The organism is Bacillus sp. 3103sda1 (genome assembly GCF_024159135.1).
Classification (GTDB): domain Bacteria; phylum Bacillota; class Bacilli; order Bacillales; family Bacillaceae_G; genus Bacillus_A; species Bacillus_A rhizoplanae.
In genome coordinates, this window is sequence record NZ_JAMYWS010000001.1 from 3,224,580 (window position 1) to 3,247,620 (window position 23,041).

A 23,041-nucleotide genomic window follows, 5' to 3' on the forward strand; every position below is an offset into this window, starting at 1 on the left:
GTTGTTATGTTAAATAAAAATATTGATAATCAAGTAGCAATGAGAAAAAAGCTCATTTTCAAATTATTACCGATCGTAAAAAAACAAGGAATAAGCCCATTACGAACAGATGATATTGCTCGTTATATGGATATTAGTAAAGCAACGATGTACAAATACTTCTCATCAAAAGAAGAGATTATCCAATACATCGTCAACATTTATGCCGAATATATTACTAGTATTGATCAAACGATTTTTGAAGAAACAGTTCCGTTTGGAGAAAGATTTCAAAAAACATTTGAACAATCATTACTCATTTCTTTTTACATATCTGATGCCTTTCTATCAGATTTAAAACATAATGCTCCAGTACTATATGAACAAATCATACAAGCTCAAAACGAACGAAATAATCAATTAAAAAAATTCTATGAGGAGCATATAGAAAAAGAAGTGTTCAATGCTGTAAATCCAGTACTTATCCTTATCCAAGACGATGTGCTACTACGAAAGCTCTTTGAACCTACAATCTTAATTCAAAACAATATGACTTTATATCAGGCACTCTTTGATTATTACATGCTTAAAAAGCATCAAGTCATCCACCATGAATATAGAAATAATGTAGATGATGAAAAAATGAAATCAACGATACAATACATCGTGCAAAAAGTATCCAATTATATATAGATAGGACACCAACTAACACTTGTTTCGTCTAAAGTGAACTTAAATACACAAAAAAGCAGCTCTATAATTCATACTAAAAATATGAATTATAGAGCTGCTTTCATTTTGTTTTACGCAATAAAACAGGAATCTCCTCCTATTTAGAGAAATTAAATACAGGTCTGTATTTCATAACAGGGGGATTTCTATGGAGAATTTATTTTTAATTGATAAGATTGACGGATTAAGCGACGATTTTTCTAAACTTGTTTCGATGATGAACTATGCACGCCTCTCAACTTTACGTGCTGTTCAAGATTTAACAATTGAAGAATTAGACTATTTATATGATGAAAATGCAAATTCAATCGGTATGCTTCTGTATCACATGGCAGCTGTCGAATTTTATTATCAAATTCATACATTTGAAGACAGAGAACCAACAGAGGAAGAACTAGAACGCTGGTTACCAGGTGTTGAACTAGGCAATCTCGGACGCCAGAAAATTAAAAACCAGCCTCTAGAATTCTACATAAACACATTACAAGAAGTGCGTGATAAAACAATCGCTACATTTCAATCACTTCCAAACGAATGGTTATTTAAAACAACTCCTTTTTGGGAAGACAAGCCGGCAAACAATTATTTCAAATGGTTTCATGTATTTGAGGATGAACTAAGTCATCGTGGGCAAATTCGCATCATTAAAAAGATGCAACAAGCTCATTCCGTAAAATAATATACAAAAAGCTGTATTACTGTATATGTGAAGTAGTACAGCTTTTTGTTATGATTTTGATTTATTTTATTAAGGTAAAAGACACTCTTATTTCAGTAAATGAAATTATATACTTTCTTTTATCCCAGACTCACACTCTTTATCTTAAAACACGACAGAGCACGCCTATTCAATAGGAGCGTGCTCTGATGATTATCGGATTCATATGCTAAATTTATTCCCATCATAAATTTAACTTATATGTTTTAGTTGTGTGTCTTCTTTCTTTCTACTCCGTCCTTTAAGTAAAGCAAGACCAATTAAAAGTACTAAAGTTGTAAAACAAACCACTGTTCCGACTGAAATTCCATTACTAAATGTTGAGCCTATGAAAATAATACATAATCCCACGATTCCAATAATAGTCGTAGTTGGAAATAACTTCATTTTAAAATTGGGCATCGTTGGATAAGTAGGACGTAATTTAAGTTGTGCAAAGCAAATACTTAACCAAAGCAGTAACATTGTAAATCCCGGAATTGTCATCATTGTTCCGATAATACTATCTGGAGCAAAGAATGCTAGTCCTGCACCTATCAATAATAATAAGCCATTTAAAGAAATTGCAATGATTGGTGCACCTGATTTCGCAGTATGTTTCAATATTTTTGGCGCTTCTCCTTTTTCAGCTAACGCAACCATTGTTCTGGAAGTAGCAAAAACTCCTGAATTCGCAGCTGAAAGAACTGCAGTTAATAAAACAAAATTCATAATGTGTGCAACACCTGGGATACCAATGGCATTCATTACTTGTATAAATGGACTTTCTTTTCCTGCAACTTCATTCCAAGGTATTAATCCCGCAATAATTGTAATAGGTAAGATATAAAATATGATTACGCGCCAAACAACACCCTTTATCACTTTAGGTAAAACCTTTTCAGCGTCTTTTGTCTCAGAAATTGCTACCCCTATTAACTCAGATCCTCCGAATGAAAACATGACAATAAAACAAGCACTAAATACCCCTTTAATACCATTTGGAAAGAATCCCCCATGCCCAAGTAAATGTTCCGTTGGTGTCGATGGAGCAAAACTCGTTAGTCCGAATAAGACTGCTCCACCTAAAAGGATGAATAATACAAGTGCCAGAATTTTTATACTAGCAAACCAAAATTCCATTTCGCCATAAAATTTCACCTGAAAACTGTTAATTCCCACAACTAAAAGCGCACAAATACCACTTAGTAACCAAAGAGGTACATTCGAAAACCAAAATTGTAAAAAAGAGCCTGCAGCTAATATTTCTACAATTGTAACAAGCGTCCAGTTAATCCAGTATAGCCATCCAACTACAAATGATACATGAAATCCAAAAGCCTTATGAACTAAATGTTGAACATTATGATTTGGATAAACAACAGCCATTTCAGCTAAAGCCACCATAACAATCATCATTAATAATCCACCAAGTAAGTACGAAACAATTACGCCAGGCCCGGCAATCCCTAAAGTATCTCCACTCCCTTTGAAAATACCCGTACCAATCATTCCCGCTAACGCTAAAAATTGAACATGTCTAGGTAATAACTCTTTCTTTAAGCCATCTTTCTTCATTCTTTTTTCCTCTTTCTGTTCCTAATTTTTTTAATTGTTTTGCAAGTAATTTTAAATAATAATAGCCATCTTCCATGGCTATTCACCTCCTTTACATCACTATTTTTACTTGGTGAATGAATTGATTTATATGATCAAAATTCATTTTTTTAAGAATAAAGGCCTGTAGGCCTCATCCACAATGAAACCTCCTAAAAACATAATCATCATTCATACGTTTAGGTACTTTTACTTTTAAAAACAAATAAAAAATCCCTACTGAAATTAATCAGTAGGGACGATTTTATTCGCGGTACCACCCTAATTATTGACAAACTCTATATGTCAATCTCTTCATTCTCTATAACGGCTCTCCACCGTCTTCCCCTTACAATTCGCTCGAAGAAGATGCTCCTGGATTGTAATTCATGCTGTTCTTTGTACTGACTTACACCAACCGTCAGCTCTCTTTAACAGGGAGAACATACACTACTTTATTCCATTCATCGCTTATCTATTATTTAGTTGTTATGAAAATACAAAAAATCCCTACTGAAATTAATCAGTAGGGACGATTTTATTCGCGGTACCACCCTAATTATTGACAAACTTTATATGTCAATCTCTTCATTCTCCATAACGGCTCTTCACCGTCTTCCCCTTACAATTCGCTCGAAGAAGATGCTCCTGGATTGTAATTCATGCTGTTCTATGTACTGACTTACACCAACCGTCAGCTCTCTTTAACAGGGAGAACATACACTACTCTATTCCATTCATCGCTTATCTTATTTACTTATAAAGTATCCTATAATAAATACAATAAAAAATCAATATTTTTTATTCCTGTAATTTTCTGTTAACTATACCCATATCCTTTACGAAACATCATCTTAAAAAGTACAGGATTTACTGGTTTTTACATACGCGTATTAGAAGGAGGAACTGTTTGCCCTTCTGATGAAATTAGATAAATAGAACAAAATAAACATCACATAACAATTGCCTTCGCAAATGAAATGATGCACCACGATAAACATAATATAGAAGGACTGCACCGTATATTAGCAGTTAATTCCTTGTCAGAAAGCTGGCGAAATACATTTACAAAGCGATTAGGAGGAAAAGAAACGAGTGCAGAAAAACGTTTAACAGGAAAATAATAAATTTATAGAAAAGAGGACAGCGCATGAGTGAATTTATATTCGTATTATTTGTTTGTCCATTACTTGTCTTTATTTTTTCTGTTATTGGTACACGAATTACAAAGACGTATTATATAATGCCTATTCTTACGTTTGCGATTCTTCTAATTGTAGCAGTAGCGATATTTAATCGATCATTTTTCTTTTGGGTAGGGATGTATAGTATTTTTTCGTTTCTTGTTTCTTATATGACGTTATTATTTGTAAAAGAAAACAAAGAAGTAGATAAAAAGCAATAACTATACAATCGCATAAAAAAACACGACCATGTTTCCCCCCACGGTCGTGTTTCTTTTATTATTATGCTGTAATCCAAGCCTCATTAGATGGATTTTTGCGCCATTCTTGTAGTTTCTTCGTTTCTGCTTCGCCGATCATACCTTTTTCTGCTGCTACTTCTGTAAGTGCACTGTAGTCGCTTAAAGAGTATGATGCAACGTTTGCTGCTGCTAATTTTTCTTTTCCTGCTTCAAGTTCGTATGTGAAGATTGATACGATTCCTAATACTTCACAGCCAGCTTCGCGAAGTGCCTCTACACAAGTAATTGCACTGCCGCCAGTTGAGATTAAATCTTCTACTACGACAACTTTTTGGCCTTTCTCTGCTTTACCTTCGATTTGGTTTCCTTTACCATGACCTTTTGCCTTGCTTCGTACATAACACATTGGTAAGTTCATACGATCACTTACCCAAGCAGCATGTGCAATCCCTGCTGTTGCTGTTCCTGCAATAACCTCTACAGTTGGGAAGTGTGTTTGAATTAATTTTTCTAATCCTGCCGCAATCGCTTGACGTACTTCTGGATATGATAATGTTAAACGATTATCACAATAAATTGGTGATTTCATTCCAGAAGACCATGTAAATGGATCATTTGGTTGTAAGAATACTGCTCCGATATCTAATAAATGAGATGCGATTTGTTTTTTCATACTGTTACACCCTCCCACTGTTCTTTTACAATTTGATACGCTGCGCGTGGATTTTCTGCTTTTGTAATACTACGTCCTACTACGATATAACTAGAGCCTAGTTCACGCGCACGTTTTGGCGTTGCTACGCGAACTTGGTCATTTACATCATCGCTTGCAAGACGAATCCCCGGTGTTACTGTTACGAAAGCATCTCCGCATACTTCACGCAATTTTGGTACTTCCAGCGTTGAACAAACAACACCATCCAGACCGCTTTCTTTCGTTAATTTCGCATAATGAGCAACCGCTTCTTCTAACGTTTTCTCAATGCCGATCTCTTTTTTCATTACTTCTTCCGATGTACTTGTTAGTTGTGTAACTGCAATACAAATCGGTCTCTCTTTTCCTTCTTTCTTACCTTCCTCTAATCCCTCAAGCGCCGCTTTCATCATACTGCTTCCCCCAGCAGCATGAACGTTTACCATATCCACTTCTAAACTAGCTAAATTGCGCATTGCGCTTTTCACTGTGTTCGGAATATCATGAAGCTTCAAATCTAAAAAGATTTGATGTCCTTTTTCTTTTAGGTACGTAATAATAGCAGGTCCCTCTTTGTAAAACAGCTCCATACCAACTTTGACAAATAATTGTTCCCCTTCAAAGTGACTTAAAAACTGTTCTACCTCTGCTTTACCTGGAAAATCCAGTGCAACAATTAAAGATTGTGACATGTTTGCTTCCAGCTCCTTCCCTGACATTCCGAAATGTGTTCAAATCCTAATTCATCTAAAAGTGCTGGTAATTCTTCAATAATTGTTGGACATACAAACGGATCAACAAAGTTTGCTGTTCCAACTGCTACTGCACTTGCACCAGCGTAGAAGAACTCAATTACATCTTCTGCTGATTCAATACCGCCCATTCCGATAATTGGAATGTTAACAGCCTGACTCACTTCGTGCACCATACGAATTGCCACCGGCTTAATCGCTGGTCCAGATAGCCCCCCTGTACGGTTTGCTAAAATTGGTTTTGCTGTTTTTAAATCTAAACGCATGCCAAGCAATGTATTAATCATCGTTAATCCGTCCGCACCTGCATTTTCGATTGCCTTTGCAATCTCCACAATGTTTGCCACGTTCGGTGACAATTTCACATATACCGGTACTTCAGAAACCTCTTTTACTCGCTTCGTTAAATCAGCAGCAATTTCTGGAACTGTACCAAAAGCGATACCACCCGTTTTTACGTTTGGACAAGAAATATTTAACTCTAGCGCATGAACATTTGGCGCTTTCGAAATTTCCTTTGCTACGGCTACATAATCCTCAGCTTGTGAGCCCGCAACGTTCGCAATAATCGGAAGATCAAATTGCTCTAGCCATGGTAATTCAGACGTCATTACCTTTTCTAACCCTGGGTTTTGAAGCCCGATTGCATTTAGCATTCCGCCTGGTGTTTCTGCAACACGAGGAGTTGGATTTCCATAACGAGGTTGTTCTGTTGTTGCTTTAATCATGATTGATCCAAGTACACTTAAATCGTAGAACTGTGCGTACTCACGACCAAACCCGAAACAACCAGATGCCGGGATAATTGGATTCTTTAATGATAATCCTGGTAATTCAACTTGCAATCTGTTCATAGTACAACCTCCCCGATTGGAAATACTGGCCCGTCGCTGCACACCTTCTTGTAAGAATGTCCACTTGGATCTTCTTGCAAGTGGCATACACATGCGAAACACGCTCCAATCCCACAGCCCATACGTTCTTCTAATGAAATGTAGGCTTTTTTCTCTTTATAGCGGCCTTCTAATGCACGAAGCATTGCTAAAGGTCCACATGAGTATAAAATGTCAAAGTCAATTCCATACGCATCGATCACATCTGTTACAAATCCTTTTGTACCATGTGTACCATCGACTGTTGCGACATACGTATCACCAAGCTCTGCAAATTTCTCTTCATAGAAAACAACATCTTTTGTTTGGAAACCTAAGATGTGAATGACACGTACTCCTTTTGCAACAAGGCGTTGTGATAACTCATAAAGTGGTGGCACACCAATTCCGCCTCCTACTAAAAGAGCAGTTTGCCCTGCTTCCGCTTCTTCTACAGGAAATCCATGGCCTAATGGTCCTAATACGTCTACAAGTTCACCTTGTTTTTTCTTTGCTAATGTTTTTGTTCCTTGTCCTTCCGCACGATATAGCATTGTAAATTCGTTATTTTCTTGATCAACATTACAAATACTAATTGGGCGGCGCAGCAGAGGCGTAATGCCTTCTGCTACTTTAATGTGTACAAACTGCCCTGGTTCGTTCATTTGCTGTACAAGATCACCTTGAAGCACTAGTTCATAAATATTTTTTGCGATTTCTTTTTGGTTAACGACGATCATATTTTGCTTTTGCATCATGCACGTACCACCTCGTAACGCTCGGTTGGCGCAATTTCTTTCATTGCGTGAGCTGAAAATGTCATGGATTCTAGTACACGCAAGATTGCTCTTGTTGTATCAAGTGATGTTAAGCAAGCTACACCATTCTCTACAGACTCTCGGCGAATACGGAATCCATCACGCGCTGGTTGTTTTCCTTTTGTTAGTGTGTTAATAACAAACTGTGCTTTTCCTTGACGAATGATATCAAGTAAGTTGTAGTCTTCAGAATCAATTTTGTTTACAACTTGCACCGGAATGTTTTGCTCTGTTAACGATTGTGCTGTTCCTGCTGTTGCTAATAAGTTATAGCCAATTTCATGGAAGCGTTTTGCAATTTCCATCGCTTCTTCTTTATCTTTATCCGCCACAGTAATGATTACTGATCCGTGCGTTGGAATGTTAATTCCTGAAGCAACAAGTCCTTTATATAGTGCTTTTTCAAGCGTTAAGTCTTTACCCATTACTTCCCCTGTTGATTTCATTTCAGGTCCTAATGTTGTATCAACTGAACGTAGTTTCGCAAATGAGAATACTGGAGCTTTTACATACACTTCATTCTCTTCTGGGCGATACCCAGTTTCATATCCTTGTTCTACAAGATTTTGACCTAAAATAACTTTTGTTGCGATATTCGCCATCGGTACACCTGTAATTTTACTTAAGAATGGTACTGTACGGCTCGCACGTGGGTTTACTTCAATTACATACACTTCGTCTTTGAATACTACAAACTGGATATTCAGTAATCCAACAATGTTTAATCCTCTTCCAAGTGCAATTGTATTTTCGATAATTTGTTCTTTCAGTTTTGCAGATAAGCTTTGCGGTGGGTATACTCCAATTGAGTCACCAGAGTGAACTCCAGCGCGTTCAATATGTTCCATAATACCTGGAATGAATACATTTTCACCGTCTGAAATTGCATCTACTTCAATTTCTTTACCAACCATGTAACGGTCAATTAATACTGGATGATCTGCATGAACTTTTACTGCGTTTTTCATGTAGTGCAGTAGTTCTTCTTGACGATATACAATTTCCATTGCACGCCCACCTAGTACGTAAGATGGTCTTACTAATACTGGGTAACCAATTTCTTCAGCGATTGCTACCGCTTGTTCTACAGTCGTTGCTGTTTTACCAACTGGCTGTGGGATACCAAGCTGTGTTAAAGCTGCTTCAAACTTATCACGATCTTCTGCACGGTCTAAATCTTCAAGTGATGTTCCTAAAATCTTCACACCGTGTTCTTCTAATTTAGCAGCTAAGTTAATTGCCGTTTGTCCACCGAACTGAACGATAACACCTTCTGGCTTCTCTAAATCAATGATGTGCATTACATCTTCGATTGTTAATGGTTCAAAGTATAATTTGTCAGAAATACTGAAGTCTGTTGAAACTGTTTCTGGGTTATTGTTAATAATAATTGCTTCATATCCAGCTTCTTTAATTGCCCATACAGAGTGAACTGTTGCATAGTCAAACTCAACACCTTGACCAATACGGATTGGACCAGATCCTAGTACGACTACACTCTTACGATCTGTCACAATTGATTCGTTCTCGTCACCGTATGTGCTGTAGTAATATGGTGTTGCAGATTCGAACTCTGCCGCACAAGTATCTACCATTTTAAACACTGGTGTCATATTATTTTCTTTACGCATATCGTAAATTTCACGCTCTGTTTTATTCCAAGCAGCTGCAATGTAGTGATCACTGAAGCCCATTTTTTTCGCAGATTGTAATACTTCCATATTTCCTACATTCGCTTTTACTTCGCGTTCCATGTTTACGATGTTTTCAACTTTTTGTAAGAAGAAGAAGTCCATTTCACACCATGAGTTGATTTCTTCTTTTGTTACACCTTGACGAATTGCTTCTGCTACAACGAACAGACGCTCATCATCTGCTTTCACAATACGTTTTTTCATCGTCTCTTTATCAAGTTCTTTTAAGTGATCTAACTCTAGGTGATAAATACCAAGCTCTAAAGAACGAACAGCTTTTAATAATGATTCTTCTAAGTTACGCCCGATAGACATAACTTCACCCGTTGCCTTCATCTGTGTTCCAAGCGTTCTGTTTGCTGATTCAAACTTGTCAAATGGCCAACGTGGAATCTTAGAAACAACATAGTCTAATGCTGGTTCGAAACACGCATATGTTTTCTGTGTAACTGGGTTTACAATTTCATCTAATGTTAAACCGACTGCAATTTTCGCTGCTAATTTTGCAATTGGATATCCTGTTGCTTTTGATGCTAATGCAGATGAACGACTTACACGTGGATTTACTTCGATTACATAGTACTGGAAGCTATATGGATCAAGCGCAAGCTGAACGTTACATCCACCTTCAATTCCTAGTGCACGAATAATTCTTAATGAAGTGTTACGTAACATTTGATATTCACGATCACTTAACGTTTGGCTTGGTGCAACAACGATAGAATCCCCTGTATGCACACCAACTGGATCAATGTTTTCCATATTACATACTACGATGGCATTATCATTGGAATCACGCATTACTTCATATTCAATTTCCTTGCAACCAGCAATACTTTTTTCTAATAAACATTGTGTTACTGGGCTATGTTTTAAACCACTTGTTACGGTTTCAATTAATTCTTCTTCGTTATGACAAATACCGCCGCCAGTTCCTCCTAATGTGAACGCTGGACGAACGATTACTGGATAACCAATTTCTTTTACAAAGTCATATGCTTCATCAAGCGTATGAATGATTTCACTTGGTGGTGTTGGTTCATTTAATTCTTGCATTAATGTACGGAATAGGTCACGATCTTCCGCTTGCTCAATTGCTGATAATTTTGTTCCTAAAATTTCAACTCCGCACTCTTCTAGTACGCCTGATTTTGCAAGTTCAACAGCCATGTTTAATCCTGTTTGTCCGCCAAGTGTTGGTAAGATTGCATCTGGACGTTCCTTACGAATAATACGGCTTACAAATTCTAATGTTAATGGTTCAATATATACTTTATCTGCCGTTGCAGTATCTGTCATAATTGTCGCTGGGTTAGAGTTGACAAGGATTACTTTGTAACCTTCTTCTTTAAGAGATTGACAAGCTTGTGTTCCAGAGTAATCAAACTCCGCTGCTTGCCCGATTACAATTGGTCCTGATCCGATTACTAAAATTGTGTTAATGTCTAGGCGTTTTGGCATAACTCTTCCCCTTCTTTCTTAAAGTTTGCAATCATTGCTAAGAAATCTTCAAATAAGTCATTTGCATCTTCTGGTCCTGCTGATGCTTCTGGATGATATTGCACTGTAAATGCTGGGAACTTCGTATGACGAAGACCTTCTACTGTACCATCGTTTAAAGCAACATGTGTAATTTCAAGATCTGTACTTTTAACTGATTCTTCTTCTACTGCATAGCCATGGTTTTGAGAAGTAATTGCTACTTTTCCTGTTTCAATATGTTTTACTGGATGGTTTAAGCCACGGTGACCAAATTTGAGCTTGATTGTATTCGCACCAGATGCTAAGGCAAACAATTGATGCCCAAGGCAAATTCCGAATAACGGTACTTTCCCAATGATACCTTGTAACATTTCGATTGCTTCTGGTACATCTTTTGGATCCCCAGGTCCGTTACTTAGCATAATTCCATCTGGGCTAAGGCGTAAAATCTCTTCAGCCGTTGTATTGTAAGGTACAACAATTACATCACAGTCACGTTTATTTAGTTCTCGTAAAATACCATGCTTCATACCGAAGTCTACAAGTACAACGCGATGGCCACGGCCTGGACTTGGATATGGATCTTTTGTTGATACGCGTTTCACATGATCTGTAAAGACTGTCGCTTTTAATTGGCTAACGATGTACTCTACATCCGCATCCATGTTGCAAAGACGTCCGCGTAATGTTCCATATTGACGAATTTTTCGTGTTAATTTTCTTGTATCAATTCCTGCTAATCCTGGAATATTTCTTTCTTTTAAATAATCATCTAACGAAATTTCATTACGGAAGTTAGATGGGTGATCACAAATTTCGTTTACTATTAAACCATTTACAGATGGATGAATTGATTCGAAATCATCACGGTTAATGCCGTAGTTTCCGATTAATGGGTACGTAAATGTTACAATTTGACCGCAGTATGATGGGTCAGATAATGTTTCTTGATACCCAGTCATTCCAGTTGTAAATACAACCTCACCTGACTTTTCGATTTCTCCTCCGAAACCTTTTCCAATTAATACTGTTCCATCTTCTAAGATAAGTTGTCTTTTCATACTAATGCACTCTCCTTTTGCCATGCGATCTTACCGCCAACGATTGTCATAACCGGCCAGCCTTGACATTTCCAGCCTGCGAATGGCGTATTTTTTCCTTTTGATAAGAATGTTGTTGGATCAATCTCTTCTTCATTATCTAAATCGATTATTGTAATATCAGCGGCTCTTCCTTCTTGTAAGCGGCCTGCTTCTAAACCAAATGTGTCAGCTGGTTTTTTTGTTAAGAATTGAATTAACTGTTCTAATGTGATAATTCCCTTTTTCACAAGGTTTGTATATAGTAGTGGGAATGCTGTTTCAAAACCAGTAATTCCAAATGGCGCTCTTTCAATACCTTGTGCTTTTTCTTCTGCTGTATGCGGTGCATGATCTGTTGCAATTATGTCGATTGTTCCATCTAATAATCCTTCAATTAAAGCCTCATGATCTTCTTTTCCGCGAAGCGGTGGATTCATTTTAAAGTTTGGATCCATACCTGGGATATCATCTTCACATAATACTAAGTGATGCGGTGTTACTTCTGCGGTTACTTTAATTCCAGCACGCTTTGCATCACGAATCACACGTACAGATCCTTTTGTACTTACGTGACATACGTGATAGTGACACCCTGCTGCTTCTGCAAGTAATATGTCCCGGGCAATATGTACGGACTCACATACTGATGGGATACCGTTTAAGCCGTGTTTCTCAGAAAACTTGCCTTCATGTACACACCCTTTATTGATTAGCGTATTTTCTTCGCAGTGTGCAACAACTGCCATATTTAATTTTGCTGCACGCTTCATCGCTGCCAGCATCATGCTTGCATCCTGTACGCCTACTCCATCATCAGTAAACGCGAATGCTCCAAGTTCTTTTAATGTTTCAAAGTCTGTCATTTCAGAACCTGCTTGGCGTACTGTAATCGCTCCATATGGCAGTACATTTACATGTGCTTTTTCTTTAATTCGTTTTTGCAAGTCTTCCATATGTTCTCTGCTGTCTGGTACTGGACGTGTATTTGGCATTGCGCAAATTGTTGTAAATCCACCTTTTGCTGCTGCAAGTGTACCTGTTTCAATTGTTTCTTTATGTTCACCACCTGGTTCGCGAAGATGAACGTGTACATCTACTAATCCAGGTGTAATTAATTTTCCGTTTACATCGATTACTTCAGCATTATCTGCCGTAATATTTTCTGCTACTTTCGCAATTTTACCGTCTTGTACGAGAAGATCTGTTGCTACGATTTTTCCTTCTTCATTCAAATAACGTCCATTTTTAAATAAATAGTTCATGTTTTATTCCTCCTAATACATTTGGTAATGCGCGTTTTAGTACAGCCATTCTTACGTAAACTCCATTTTCCATCTGTTTGAATATGCGTGAACGCTCACACTCGACGAGTTCACTTGCAATTTCCACATCACGGTTTACAGGAGCTGGATGCATAATAATGCTTCCTTGTTTCATACGCTTTTCTCGTTCAATTGTTAGTCCGTGCTGCTCATGATACTCTTTCATGATATCTGTTTCATAATGATCATGACGCTCATGTTGCACACGAAGTAACATCATCACATCAACTTCTGGAACAAGTTCATCTAAACTTTTGTATGTTCCAAATGTGTTCGTTTCATCTTTCCACTCTTCAGGGCTAGCAAAGTAAATCGTTGCTCCTAGTTTTGTTAAAGCTTCAGCGTTAGAACGTGCTACTCGGCTATGGCGAATATCTCCAACAATCGCAATCTTTAATCCTTCAAATCCTCCAAACTCTTGTTTAATTGTTAGAAGATCTAGAAGACATTGCGTTGGATGATTTCCACATCCATCGCCAGCATTCAAGATTGGAATGTTTACTTGATCCTTTAGCTCATCAAAGTAGCGATCTTGTTGATGGCGGATGACCACTGCTTTTGTTCCGATTGATTCAAGTGTTCTTATCGTATCGTAAAGTGTTTCTCCTTTTTGTACGCTAGAAGACTCTGCCGAGAAGTTCAGAACATCGAGCCCTAATCGCTTCTCTGCTACTTCAAAGCTAAAACGTGTTCTCGTACTGTTTTCAAAGAATAAGTTTGCAACAAACGTTTGCTCTTTCGTTCTTATTCCTTTTCCACTTGCGAAATCTTCTGCATCTTTTAGGATTTCTGAAATCTCCTGCTCCGATAATTCACTCATCGTTAACAAATGGTTCATTGTCATCCCTCATCTTTCTGATTTTTATCATAGCATCTTTGTATTTATATAACAATAACTGCATAAAAATACCCTAGCCGTGCGAGACTAGGGTGTAACAAATTACACACCCTTTTCGGTCTCACAGGACTGAATTAAAAGGTTGTTTTTATGAAGCAATGTTCTTTGATTGTTGTTGTTTTTGTTTCAGTTCAGGTAGTACTAAGTTTAGGATTACCCCTACAATTGCTGCAAGAGCCATGCCTTCTACTTGGAATGATTGACCGATATGAAGCACTGCACCACCGATGCCAATTACAAGTATGACTGATGCTATTACTAAATTTCGTTTATCCCCGAAATCTGTTTTCTCATCTACCATCATGCGTAAACCGCTTGATGCGATAACACCGAATAGTAAGATTGAAACTCCGCCCATAACCGGTGTTGGGATCGAATGGATAAGAGCTGAAATTTTACCAATAAATCCGAACATGATTGCCAATATTGCTGATCCAACGAATAAATATACGCTGTATGCTCTTGTAATTGCAAGCACTCCAATATTTTCACCGTACGTCGTATTTGGCGGTCCCCCAATTGCTGAAGCAATGAATGTTGCAATTCCATCTCCCATAATAGAGCGGTGTAAGCCTGGCTTTTCAATTAAGTCTTTATTTATGACATTTCCAAGTACAATTTGATGTCCAATATGTTCTGAAACTGTAACGATTGCAACAGGTACCATTACTAATACTATTTTCCACGAAAATTCTGGTGTATATGTGACAAATGGCACTACGAAATCCGGTACATCAAACCATTTCGCTTCAATTACTGGTTTCAAATCGACTAAGCCTTGGAAGTAAGCAAAGATGTAACCGCCTATGATTCCTATTAAAACTGGTATGATGCTTAAGAATCCTCTTCCAAAGATTGAGCAGATGATTGTAATTGCTAATGTGACAAGTGCAACTGAAAAGTGTGTAAAGCTATATTTTCCATCTGCATTATTCATTGCCATATCTACTGCTGTATGTGCAAGCCCAAGTCCAATTACCATAACAACTGGACCAACTACGATTGGGGGCAAGAGATTCATAATCCAATTAGATCCAGATTTTTTAATCGCAAGTGCAATCAACATATAGACAAGTCCTGCCATCATTCCGCCAAGCATTGCTGCTCCTGGGCCGCCTGCTGCTTTTGCTGTAATAATCGGTGCAATGAATGCAAATGATGATCCGAGGTAAGCTGGAACTTGCCCTTTCGTGATTAGCAGGAATGCTAGCGTTCCTAGTCCGCTCGAGATTAAAGCAACTGCTGGGCTTAATCCTGTTAAAAATGGAACAAGCACTGTCGCTCCAAACATAGCGAATAGATGCTGTATACTTAACAGTAACCATTTTCCTGGTTTCGGTACTTCATGAATGTCTAACACTGGCTTTTGTTCCATTATTATATCCTCCTCCAATGTTGAAAACTTGCAATAAAAAAACTCTTTGCGCCCTATGCACAAAGAGTCCTATACTTTCGTATGTCAAATTAGACATATGAAAGCCAAGACCCTTTGGCAACCTCACAGGACTACATTTAAAAGGGCTTTATTTTTCGTATATGCTTACTCGATCTTGTTTGTCTGTTTCTTGAAGTCCTACTTCAATACGTTCTTCGCTTGATGTTGGAATGTTTTTTCCTACATAATCAGCGCGAATTGGTAGTTCACGGTGACCTCTATCTACAAGAACAGCTAACTGAATTTGCGATGGTCTTCCAATATCCATTAGAGCATCCATTGCAGCTCGCACAGTTCTTCCTGTATATAATACATCATCAACAAGGATAACTTTTTTATTCGTAATATCAACTGGAATATCCGAACCTTTTACAAGCGGTTCTTTATTTTTAGATTGCAGTGTTAAGTCATCACGATACAATGTAATGTCTAATTCACCAACTGCCATCTCTTTTCCTTCAATTTGATTAATTCGTTCTGCTAAACGCTGTGCGATAAAAATACCGCGTGTTTTAATCCCAACTAGAACACAATTTTCAACACCCTTATTGCGTTCTACAATTTCATGACTAATGCGTGTTAAAGCACGGCGAATCATTTGATCATCTAGTACCACTGCTTTTTCTTTCATGCTCTTCACCTCCAAGCTTTTTTCTTGCGTGAGAGGAATGGTATAAAAAAATCCTCTCGTCGTGTGCGAGAGGATTTTTTTGAAAAAGGGTATACGTACCCTACGTATTTCAAACCGTTACCTTCTCAACCTCACGGGGCTGTGTTAAAGGACTTATTCAACTGCTGTTATTATGGCAGTTTTTATAACGATTGTCAATATTATTTTCGCAACTCATCCAAAAGATCTACAAAAATTTGTGGAACTGGTGCTTCAAATTCTAAATATTCACCTGTACGCGGGTGAACGAAACCTAAAATACCTGCATGTAATGCTTGACCATTTATATCAAACGTTTTCTTTGGACCATATTTCGGGTCACCTGCAAGTGGGTACCCAATATATTTCATATGTACACGAATTTGATGCGTACGACCTGTTTCTAGTTGACACTCCACATGAGTGAAATTATTAAAACGCTCTAATACACGGAAATGAGTTACAGCATGTTTTCCATTTTCCTCAACAGTCATACTTTGACGATCTTGTTTATCACGTCCAATCGGCGCATCAACTGTTCCTTTATCATGCGGAATAACACCATGAACAATCGCTTGATAGCGTCTTGTTACTGTTTTTGCCACAAGCTGATTTACAAGCGCTTCATGTGCCATATCATTTTTTGCCACCATCAATAATCCAGACGTATCTTTATCAATGCGATGCACAATTCCTGGGCGCATTACACCGTTAATACCCGATAAATCTTTACAGTGATACATTAAACCATTTACTAACGTACCGCTCGTATGCCCTGGCGCAGGGTGTACAACCATGCCACGCGGCTTGTTTACGACAAGTACATCACTATCCTCATAATAAATTTCTAAATTCATATCTTCTGGAAGAATATCTAATGACTCTGGTTCTGGAATAGTAACTGTAATTTCATCATTTGTTTTTACTTTATAGTTCCCTTTGATGTCTTTTCCGTTTACGGTTACAACACCATCTTTAATCCATTGTTGCACTTGTGAACGAGACCATTCATTGTTCACCCCTGCAACAAATTTATCAATCCGTTCGTTTTTTTGCTCTTCTGTAACTGTTACTTGTACTACTTCGCTCATTATTTACTCCTTTGTTTTCTTTCCTTCTAGTAATGTTTGAATAATAATTAACGTAACACCAACACATAATGCCGAATCTGCAACGTTAAATACCGGGAAGTTGTATGAGAAAATATACGTATGAATAAAATCAACAACTTCTTTTCGGAATACACGATCAATAAAATTACCAATTGCTCCGCCTAGAATAAGTCCAAGCGAAATGCCGAGAAGCTTGTCTGTCTTTGCAAATTTTTGCATATAAATCACAATAAAAATAACAAAGATGACTGTGATAACATAAAAGAACCACATTCTATTTTCTAAAATGCCCCATGCAGCTCCGGTATTGCGGTGAGACGTTATGTACAGTACATTATCAATAATCGGAATACTCTCACCTAAATCCATTTCCTTTACGATAATCCATTTTGATACTTGATCAATGACAATCACAAATAATGCTATTAAATAATATATCATTTTCGTTTCCCCCACAATGACAGTGTACCTCAAAATTTTAGCATAGCTGCTATGTTTTCACAATGAAGCATCGTAAAGGAGCATAAAATAAAATGAATTAGGTAATATAATATTGTTGTCTTTAAATTGTTTTTACTTTTTCATAGAAACATTCATGAACTGTACGTGCTGTTGGCATACCTTTTAATTGTCTAAGTGTCATTCTTTGTCCGGTTTCTTCACAAATTCCATACATGCCTATTTCCATTTTCAAAAGTGCTCGCTCTACATCTTTTAAATCTTCTCTCATATCATGCAATAATAATTTATTTTTCACATCTATTTTGGCTATACCTAGCAATTCCTCTCCAAATTCTACATCATACGCATACGTCTCTTCTTTTGCTAATCGCTCCTGTAGCTCTCGTTGCATTAATTGTAGCTCTTCTTGAATCTCCATGTATGTGTCAGTCACAAGCGCGTCCCTCCCGGCTGGAATGTATCGTTAGTTTATCCGAAAAGCACACGATTACCGCACACACATTTTTCCTTCCAAGGAAGAAAAAAATCGACTGCCTACAAGGCAGTCGATTTTTTTCGTTTCATTATTTTACATAATGTTCTTTTACAACTTCTCCGCAGCGTTCACATAACGTTGGATGGTCTGCATTACTTCCTATTGTTTCAGATACAACCCAGCAACGTTCACACGTTTCACCAGTTGCTTGTGCTACAACAACAGCTGTATGTTCATATTTCGGTGCATCAGCTGGTGCTTCTTCCATTGTTCCACCAAGTTTATACTCAGAAACAATAAACAACTGTTTTAAATCTTCGCTAATAGACTCTAACATTTGTTTCATTTCTGCAGTTGGGAATAGGGTAATGCTCGCATTTAACGATTTACCAATTACTTTCTCATTACGTGCCACTTCTAACGCTTTTAATACATCATCGCGAAGTGTCATAAATGCATCCCATTTTACTTTTAACTCTTCCGCACCCTCTACTTCCATAGCTTCCGGCATATCAGTTAACTGGACGCTTTCTTCTACTACACCAGGAACATATGGCCATACTTCATCTGCTGTATGAGGTAAAATTGGCGTTACAAGTTTTGTTAATGCAACAAGAACATCATATAATACCGTTTGAATTGCACGGCGATCATGATTATTTTCTGCTTCGATATATAAAATATCTTTTGCAAAATCTAAATAGAATGAACTTAAATCAATTGTACAGAAGTTATGAATCGCATGATATACAGCTGCAAATTCATACGTTTCATAAGCATTTTTTACTTTTGTAATTAAGTCATTTAATTTCACTAACATGTAGCGGTCTACTTCGCGAAGTTCTGCAGCCGGTACCACATCTTTACTTGGATTAAAGTCAGCTAAGTTTCCTAATAAGAAACGGAATGTATTACGAATTTTACGATATACTTCTGCTACTTGTTTTAAGATATCATCAGAAATACGTACATCAGATTGATAATCAACTGAAGATACCCATAAACGTAAAATATCGCCGCCTAGTTGATCCATAATCTTCTTCGGTACAACAATGTTCCCGATAGACTTACTCATTTTACGACCTTCACCATCAAGTACGAAGCCGTGACTTAAGACACCTTTATACGGTGCTTTACCTGTTACCGCAACTGCTGTTGATAATGAAGAGTTAAACCAACCGCGATATTGGTCAGATCCTTCTAAATATAAATCAGCTGGACGCTGCAGGTCATCACGCTCTTCTAATACAGCTTGATGAGAAGAACCAGAATCAAACCATACATCCATAATGTCTGTTTCTTTACGGAATTCGCCATTTGGGCTAGATGGATGTGTAAAGTCTTCTGGTAATAAGTCTTTCGCTTCACGTTCGAACCATACGTTCGAACCATGTTCACGGAATAACTCTGCTACATGATTAATCGTTTCATCTGTAATAATTGGATCACCGTTTTCTGCATAGAATACAGGAATCGGAACACCCCACGCACGTTGTCGAGAAATACACCAGTCACCGCGGTCACGAACCATGTTATGAAGGCGTGTTTCACCCCATGCTGGTACCCATTTTGTTTCCTCTACAGCTTGTAATAATTCAGTGCGGAACGCTTCAATAGATGCAAACCATTGTGCAGTTGCACGGAAAATAATTGGCTGTTTCGTTCTCCAGTCGTGTGGATAAGAATGCGTAATAAATGTTAATTTTAATAACGCACCAACCTCTTCTAATTTTTCCGTGATTGGTTTATTTGCTTTATCGTAGAATAACCCTTCAAATCCAGGCGCTTCACTTGTTAATACACCTTTATCATCAACTGGACAAAGAACTTCTAAGCCATATTGTTTCCCAACAAGGAAGTCATCTTCCCCGTGTCCTGGTGCTGTATGTACACAACCTGTACCAGCATCTGTTGTAACGTGCTCACCAAGCATAACAAGAGAATCACGGTCATAAAATGGATGCTTAGCCACTGTATACTCAAGTTCGCTACCCTTTACTGTTTTAATAACTTCTGTGTTTTCCCACTCTAATGTTTTTGAAACTGCTTCAAATAGCTCAGAAGCAATGATATATTTTGCACCATCTACTTTTACAATGCTATATTCAAGTTCTGGATGAACAGAAATACCTAAGTTAGCTGGCAATGTCCAAGGTGTTGTTGTCCAAATAATGAACTTCTCGTCGCCTTCTAAAACATTTTTTCCATCTTTAACAGGGAATGCTACGTAAATAGATGCAGATTTTTTATCTTTATATTCTATTTCCGCTTCTGCTAATGCAGATTCACTTGTCGGAGACCAGTAAACAGGTTTTTGTCCTTTATAGATGTAGCCCTTTTTCGCCATTTCACCAAATACTTTAATTTGCTGTGCTTCGTACGCTGGCTTTAATGTAATGTATGGATTATCCCAATCACCACGTACACCTAAACGTTTAAATTGCTCACGCTGACGGCTTACTTGCTCATATGCGTATTCTTCACAAAGTTTACGGAACTCAGCAACTGTCATTTCTTTACGCTTAACGCCTTTATTTGTTAAAGCTTGTTCAATTGGTAAACCATGTGTATCCCATCCCGGTACATATGGTGCACAGTATCCAGTCATTGATTTGTAACGAACAATAAAGTCTTTTAACACTTTATTTAACGCATGTCCCATATGAATGTCACCATTCGCATATGGAGGTCCGTCATGTAGTACAAATAGCGGACGCCCCTTTGTACGTTCTTGTACTTTTTCATAAATGTTCATTTCAGCCCATTTTTCTTGCATTACAGGCTCACGTTTCGGTAAATTTCCACGCATTGGAAATTCTGTTTTTGGCATTAATAATGTATCTTTGTACTCCATGCTTAACTCCTCCTTAAATATATAAAAGAAAGGCATTTTTTCTAAATAAATGGAATAAAAAAGAGACCTTCTCATCCCCCAAAAAAGGGACGAGAAGGTCTCCCGCGGTACCACCCTAGTAGACTACTACATATAGCAATCCTCTTTATATTCTTAACGCGAATACACGCCTGCGCTTACTTTATTATTCAGCGAGGAACTCCAGGGTGATATTCCCATTCTCTCCTTATTCTGAGCTTCCACCGTCCTCAGTTCGCTATATAAGGTATGAAAAAAGTACTTATCCCTATCTTCGTTTTTCTAAAAAATTATGTTGTATAGAATTATATGTAATAATGAGAAAAACGTCAAGCTTACACTGTTTCTTCTTTCTTAAGAAGTTCATCTACTTCTTCTTCTAACTCAATTAGCTTGTCCCAATCATCATTGTTTAACATTTCAAGCTGTGCTTCTATTAGCATACGGAAACGTGTACGGAACACTTTCGCTTGCTTTTTCAATTCTTCAATGTCAAATGCCACTTTTCTTGATTTTACTAACGCTTCGTTAATAATACGGTCCGCATTTTTCTCTGCCTCACGAACAATTAACTTTGCTTCTTTTTGTGCATTACGTTTTACTTCTTCTGCTGCTTCTTGCGCTACAACAATAGATTTATTTAATGTATCTTCAATATTGGAGAAATGCTCTAATTTCCCTTCTAGTTGTGCGACTTTTTCTTCTAACGCTTTCTTCTCACGAATCACTAATTCATAATCTTTAATGACTTGATCAAGAAATTCATTTACTTGATCCTCATCATAGCCGCGAAAGCCACGACTAAATTCTTTATTATGAATATCTAACGGTGTTAACGGCACAAACGCCACCTCCAAGTAGGTTATCTAAAATTTCCTTTTTTTAATTATATCTTTTCTTCGACAAAATGGGAGATTTTCCTTCTAAAAAAAGAAATCATTTTAAGATTCCATACAAAATTCTCCATTTATCGCGTTTTGTTTTTCCATCAACAGTGAGTAATTTCCCCCTGCCATAACCTCTGACAGAAAATACATCTCCTGGAAAACAATCATACGCAGATTGCTCAACTACTTTCCAATTCACTTTTACAAGACCATTTTTAATAAACGGCTGTGCTTTTTGACGAGATATATGAAACATTTCCGCTATTAGTACATCTAATCGAAGCGCCGAAACTGTCCCCGATTTTTCATCCCACTGTTCTTGCATATGTAACACATGATCAGATGACACAGGCGCTAAAGACACTTTTGTTCTTCCAATTGATTGTAAATTCATTTCTATGTACGAAACAACTTCTTTTGCAACTACTATTTGGGCACGATTTTGCTGGAGCCAAATATCTCCGCATTTTTCTCTCTTTAATCCAAGAGACATAAATGCTCCTAATATTTGACGATGTTCCAGTGTATAAAATTTAGAAGGATAGTCAATTTCTAATACTTCTACTTGAAACTCTTCCTCATTCGGCATAAGATAATTTGGATAAATTAATGCCCGCTTTCTTTCTGCACTCGGAGTAGCTCCATAGAACTGAAACGCAGCATCTCCTTGATGCCCAACAATCATAGAAACAATTTGCTGTTCACGTGGGTCAAGAAAATCAGTAAGTTTCACTTGATGATATTCCTCTGCCGCTTGCTTCCATTCTAACAATTTATCAACGAAAACTGTTTCTTCAGATCTAAAATGTTCATAGATGCTCATGTATATATCCTCTTACCTCACAAAAAATTCAAATACGCGTATCAATCCTGAACTAGCTAAATTTAGTACAATAATTGCTACAATTGGTGAAATATCAATCATTCCAATTGGCGGGATAAAACGGCGAAACGGTTCCAAATACGGCTCGCAAATGCGTGCTAAAAATTCTCCGAATGTCGATTCTCTTGCTCCCGGAAACCAAGATAGTAGGATATAGATAATAAGCGCCCAAGAATAAATTTTTATTACATAGAGCAAAATTTGTAAAATCATCAGCATAGC

22 protein-coding genes and 3 other annotated features are annotated in these 23,041 nt (G+C 37.5%); of the genes, 4 read left to right on the forward strand and 18 right to left on the reverse strand.

Annotated elements, in window-relative coordinates:
• Positions 1-6 precede the first annotated feature (6 nt).
• Together NKR74_RS16020 and NKR74_RS16025 are read left to right on the forward strand one after the other, a co-directional pair.
• Positions 7-672, forward strand: coding sequence for a TetR/AcrR family transcriptional regulator (locus tag NKR74_RS16020; RefSeq protein WP_253630236.1), 666 nt, complete (start codon positions 7-9; stop codon positions 670-672).
• Positions 673-859: 187 nt separating this feature from the next.
• On the forward strand, positions 860-1,390 hold the full coding sequence (locus tag NKR74_RS16025) for a DinB family protein (RefSeq protein ID WP_098305502.1): 531 nt from the start codon (positions 860-862) through the stop codon (positions 1,388-1,390).
• Between the two features lie 231 nt (positions 1,391-1,621).
• Here NKR74_RS16025 and NKR74_RS16030 read toward each other — a convergent pair whose 3' ends face one another.
• On the reverse strand, positions 1,622-2,986 hold the full coding sequence (locus NKR74_RS16030) for an amino acid permease (protein WP_253630237.1): 1,365 nt from the start codon (positions 2,984-2,986) through the stop codon (positions 1,622-1,624).
• Between the two features lie 270 nt (positions 2,987-3,256).
• Positions 3,257-3,481 (reverse strand) — a binding site (T-box leader).
• A gap of 48 nt (positions 3,482-3,529) precedes the next feature.
• Positions 3,530-3,754 (reverse strand) — a binding site (T-box leader).
• 212 nt (positions 3,755-3,966) lie between these two features.
• Here NKR74_RS16030 and NKR74_RS24175 point away from each other — a divergent pair.
• Both NKR74_RS24175 and NKR74_RS16035 read left to right on the forward strand, forming a co-directional pair.
• Positions 3,967-4,128, forward strand: coding sequence for a 3-alpha domain-containing protein (locus NKR74_RS24175; RefSeq protein ID WP_375337707.1), 162 nt, complete (start codon positions 3,967-3,969; stop codon positions 4,126-4,128).
• Between the two features lie 26 nt (positions 4,129-4,154).
• Positions 4,155-4,409, forward strand: a complete 255-nt coding sequence (locus NKR74_RS16035) for a YbeF family protein (protein WP_253630238.1) — start codon at positions 4,155-4,157, stop codon at positions 4,407-4,409.
• Between the two features lie 61 nt (positions 4,410-4,470).
• Here the strand turns inward: NKR74_RS16035 and pyrE are convergent, their stop codons facing one another.
• From pyrE to NKR74_RS16120, 17 genes are all read right to left on the reverse strand, one after another.
• A complete protein-coding gene (gene pyrE, locus NKR74_RS16040; RefSeq protein WP_253630239.1) occupies positions 4,471-5,103 on the reverse strand; it encodes an orotate phosphoribosyltransferase in 633 nt (210 codons plus the stop codon).
• The gene (pyrF, locus tag NKR74_RS16045) at positions 5,100-5,816 is read right to left on the reverse strand and encodes an orotidine-5'-phosphate decarboxylase (RefSeq protein ID WP_098305510.1); all 717 of its coding nucleotides are present in this window, start codon (positions 5,814-5,816) and stop codon (positions 5,100-5,102) included. The genes pyrE and pyrF overlap by 4 nt, the downstream gene beginning before the upstream one ends.
• On the reverse strand, positions 5,801-6,730 hold the full coding sequence (gene pyrD, locus NKR74_RS16050; protein ID WP_098305512.1) for a dihydroorotate oxidase B catalytic subunit: 930 nt from the start codon (positions 6,728-6,730) through the stop codon (positions 5,801-5,803). Before pyrD ends, pyrF begins: the two co-directional genes overlap by 16 nt.
• A complete protein-coding gene (gene pyrK, locus NKR74_RS16055; protein ID WP_154710752.1) occupies positions 6,727-7,506 on the reverse strand; it encodes a dihydroorotate oxidase B electron transfer subunit in 780 nt (259 codons plus the stop codon). The genes pyrD and pyrK overlap by 4 nt, the downstream gene beginning before the upstream one ends.
• Positions 7,503-10,721, reverse strand: a complete 3,219-nt coding sequence (gene carB / locus NKR74_RS16060; protein WP_253630240.1) for a carbamoyl-phosphate synthase large subunit — start codon at positions 10,719-10,721, stop codon at positions 7,503-7,505. The genes pyrK and carB overlap by 4 nt, the downstream gene beginning before the upstream one ends.
• Positions 10,706-11,803, reverse strand: coding sequence for a carbamoyl phosphate synthase small subunit (locus NKR74_RS16065; RefSeq protein WP_253630241.1), 1,098 nt, complete (start codon positions 11,801-11,803; stop codon positions 10,706-10,708). The genes carB and NKR74_RS16065 overlap by 16 nt, the downstream gene beginning before the upstream one ends.
• The gene (pyrC, locus tag NKR74_RS16070) at positions 11,800-13,086 is read right to left on the reverse strand and encodes a dihydroorotase (RefSeq protein WP_253630242.1); all 1,287 of its coding nucleotides are present in this window, start codon (positions 13,084-13,086) and stop codon (positions 11,800-11,802) included. The genes NKR74_RS16065 and pyrC overlap by 4 nt, the downstream gene beginning before the upstream one ends.
• The gene (locus NKR74_RS16075; protein WP_253630243.1) at positions 13,070-13,984 is read right to left on the reverse strand and encodes an aspartate carbamoyltransferase catalytic subunit; all 915 of its coding nucleotides are present in this window, start codon (positions 13,982-13,984) and stop codon (positions 13,070-13,072) included. Before NKR74_RS16075 ends, pyrC begins: the two co-directional genes overlap by 17 nt.
• A gap of 148 nt (positions 13,985-14,132) precedes the next feature.
• Positions 14,133-15,419, reverse strand: coding sequence for a solute carrier family 23 protein (locus NKR74_RS16080; RefSeq protein ID WP_098305524.1), 1,287 nt, complete (start codon positions 15,417-15,419; stop codon positions 14,133-14,135).
• 148 nt (positions 15,420-15,567) lie between these two features.
• On the reverse strand, positions 15,568-16,110 hold the full coding sequence (gene pyrR, locus NKR74_RS16085) for a bifunctional pyrimidine operon transcriptional regulator/uracil phosphoribosyltransferase (protein ID WP_253630244.1): 543 nt from the start codon (positions 16,108-16,110) through the stop codon (positions 15,568-15,570).
• Between the two features lie 200 nt (positions 16,111-16,310).
• Complete coding sequence (locus NKR74_RS16090; RefSeq protein WP_098305528.1) at positions 16,311-17,219, reverse strand: RluA family pseudouridine synthase; 909 nt, start codon at positions 17,217-17,219, stop codon at positions 16,311-16,313.
• A gap of 3 nt (positions 17,220-17,222) precedes the next feature.
• Positions 17,223-17,681: a signal peptidase II gene (gene lspA, locus NKR74_RS16095; RefSeq protein ID WP_098305530.1), complete on the reverse strand. Its 459-nt coding sequence runs from the start codon at positions 17,679-17,681 to the stop codon at positions 17,223-17,225.
• 121 nt (positions 17,682-17,802) lie between these two features.
• Entirely contained in the window at positions 17,803-18,135 is a 333-nt protein-coding gene (locus tag NKR74_RS16100; protein WP_098305532.1) for a TraR/DksA C4-type zinc finger protein, read from the reverse strand.
• 130 nt (positions 18,136-18,265) lie between these two features.
• On the reverse strand, positions 18,266-21,031 hold the full coding sequence (gene ileS, locus NKR74_RS16105; RefSeq protein ID WP_253630245.1) for an isoleucine--tRNA ligase: 2,766 nt from the start codon (positions 21,029-21,031) through the stop codon (positions 18,266-18,268).
• A gap of 82 nt (positions 21,032-21,113) precedes the next feature.
• Positions 21,114-21,333: a binding site (T-box leader), on the reverse strand.
• A gap of 51 nt (positions 21,334-21,384) precedes the next feature.
• A complete protein-coding gene (gene divIVA, locus NKR74_RS16110) occupies positions 21,385-21,891 on the reverse strand; it encodes a septum site-determining protein DivIVA (protein WP_098305536.1) in 507 nt (168 codons plus the stop codon).
• A 94-nt stretch (positions 21,892-21,985) separates the two neighbouring features.
• Positions 21,986-22,759, reverse strand: a complete 774-nt coding sequence (locus NKR74_RS16115) for a YlmH family RNA-binding protein (RefSeq protein ID WP_253630246.1) — start codon at positions 22,757-22,759, stop codon at positions 21,986-21,988.
• 12 nt (positions 22,760-22,771) lie between these two features.
• Positions 22,772-23,038, reverse strand: a complete 267-nt coding sequence (locus NKR74_RS16120; protein WP_098305540.1) for a YggT family protein — start codon at positions 23,036-23,038, stop codon at positions 22,772-22,774.
• Between the last annotated feature and the right edge of the window lie 3 nt (positions 23,039-23,041).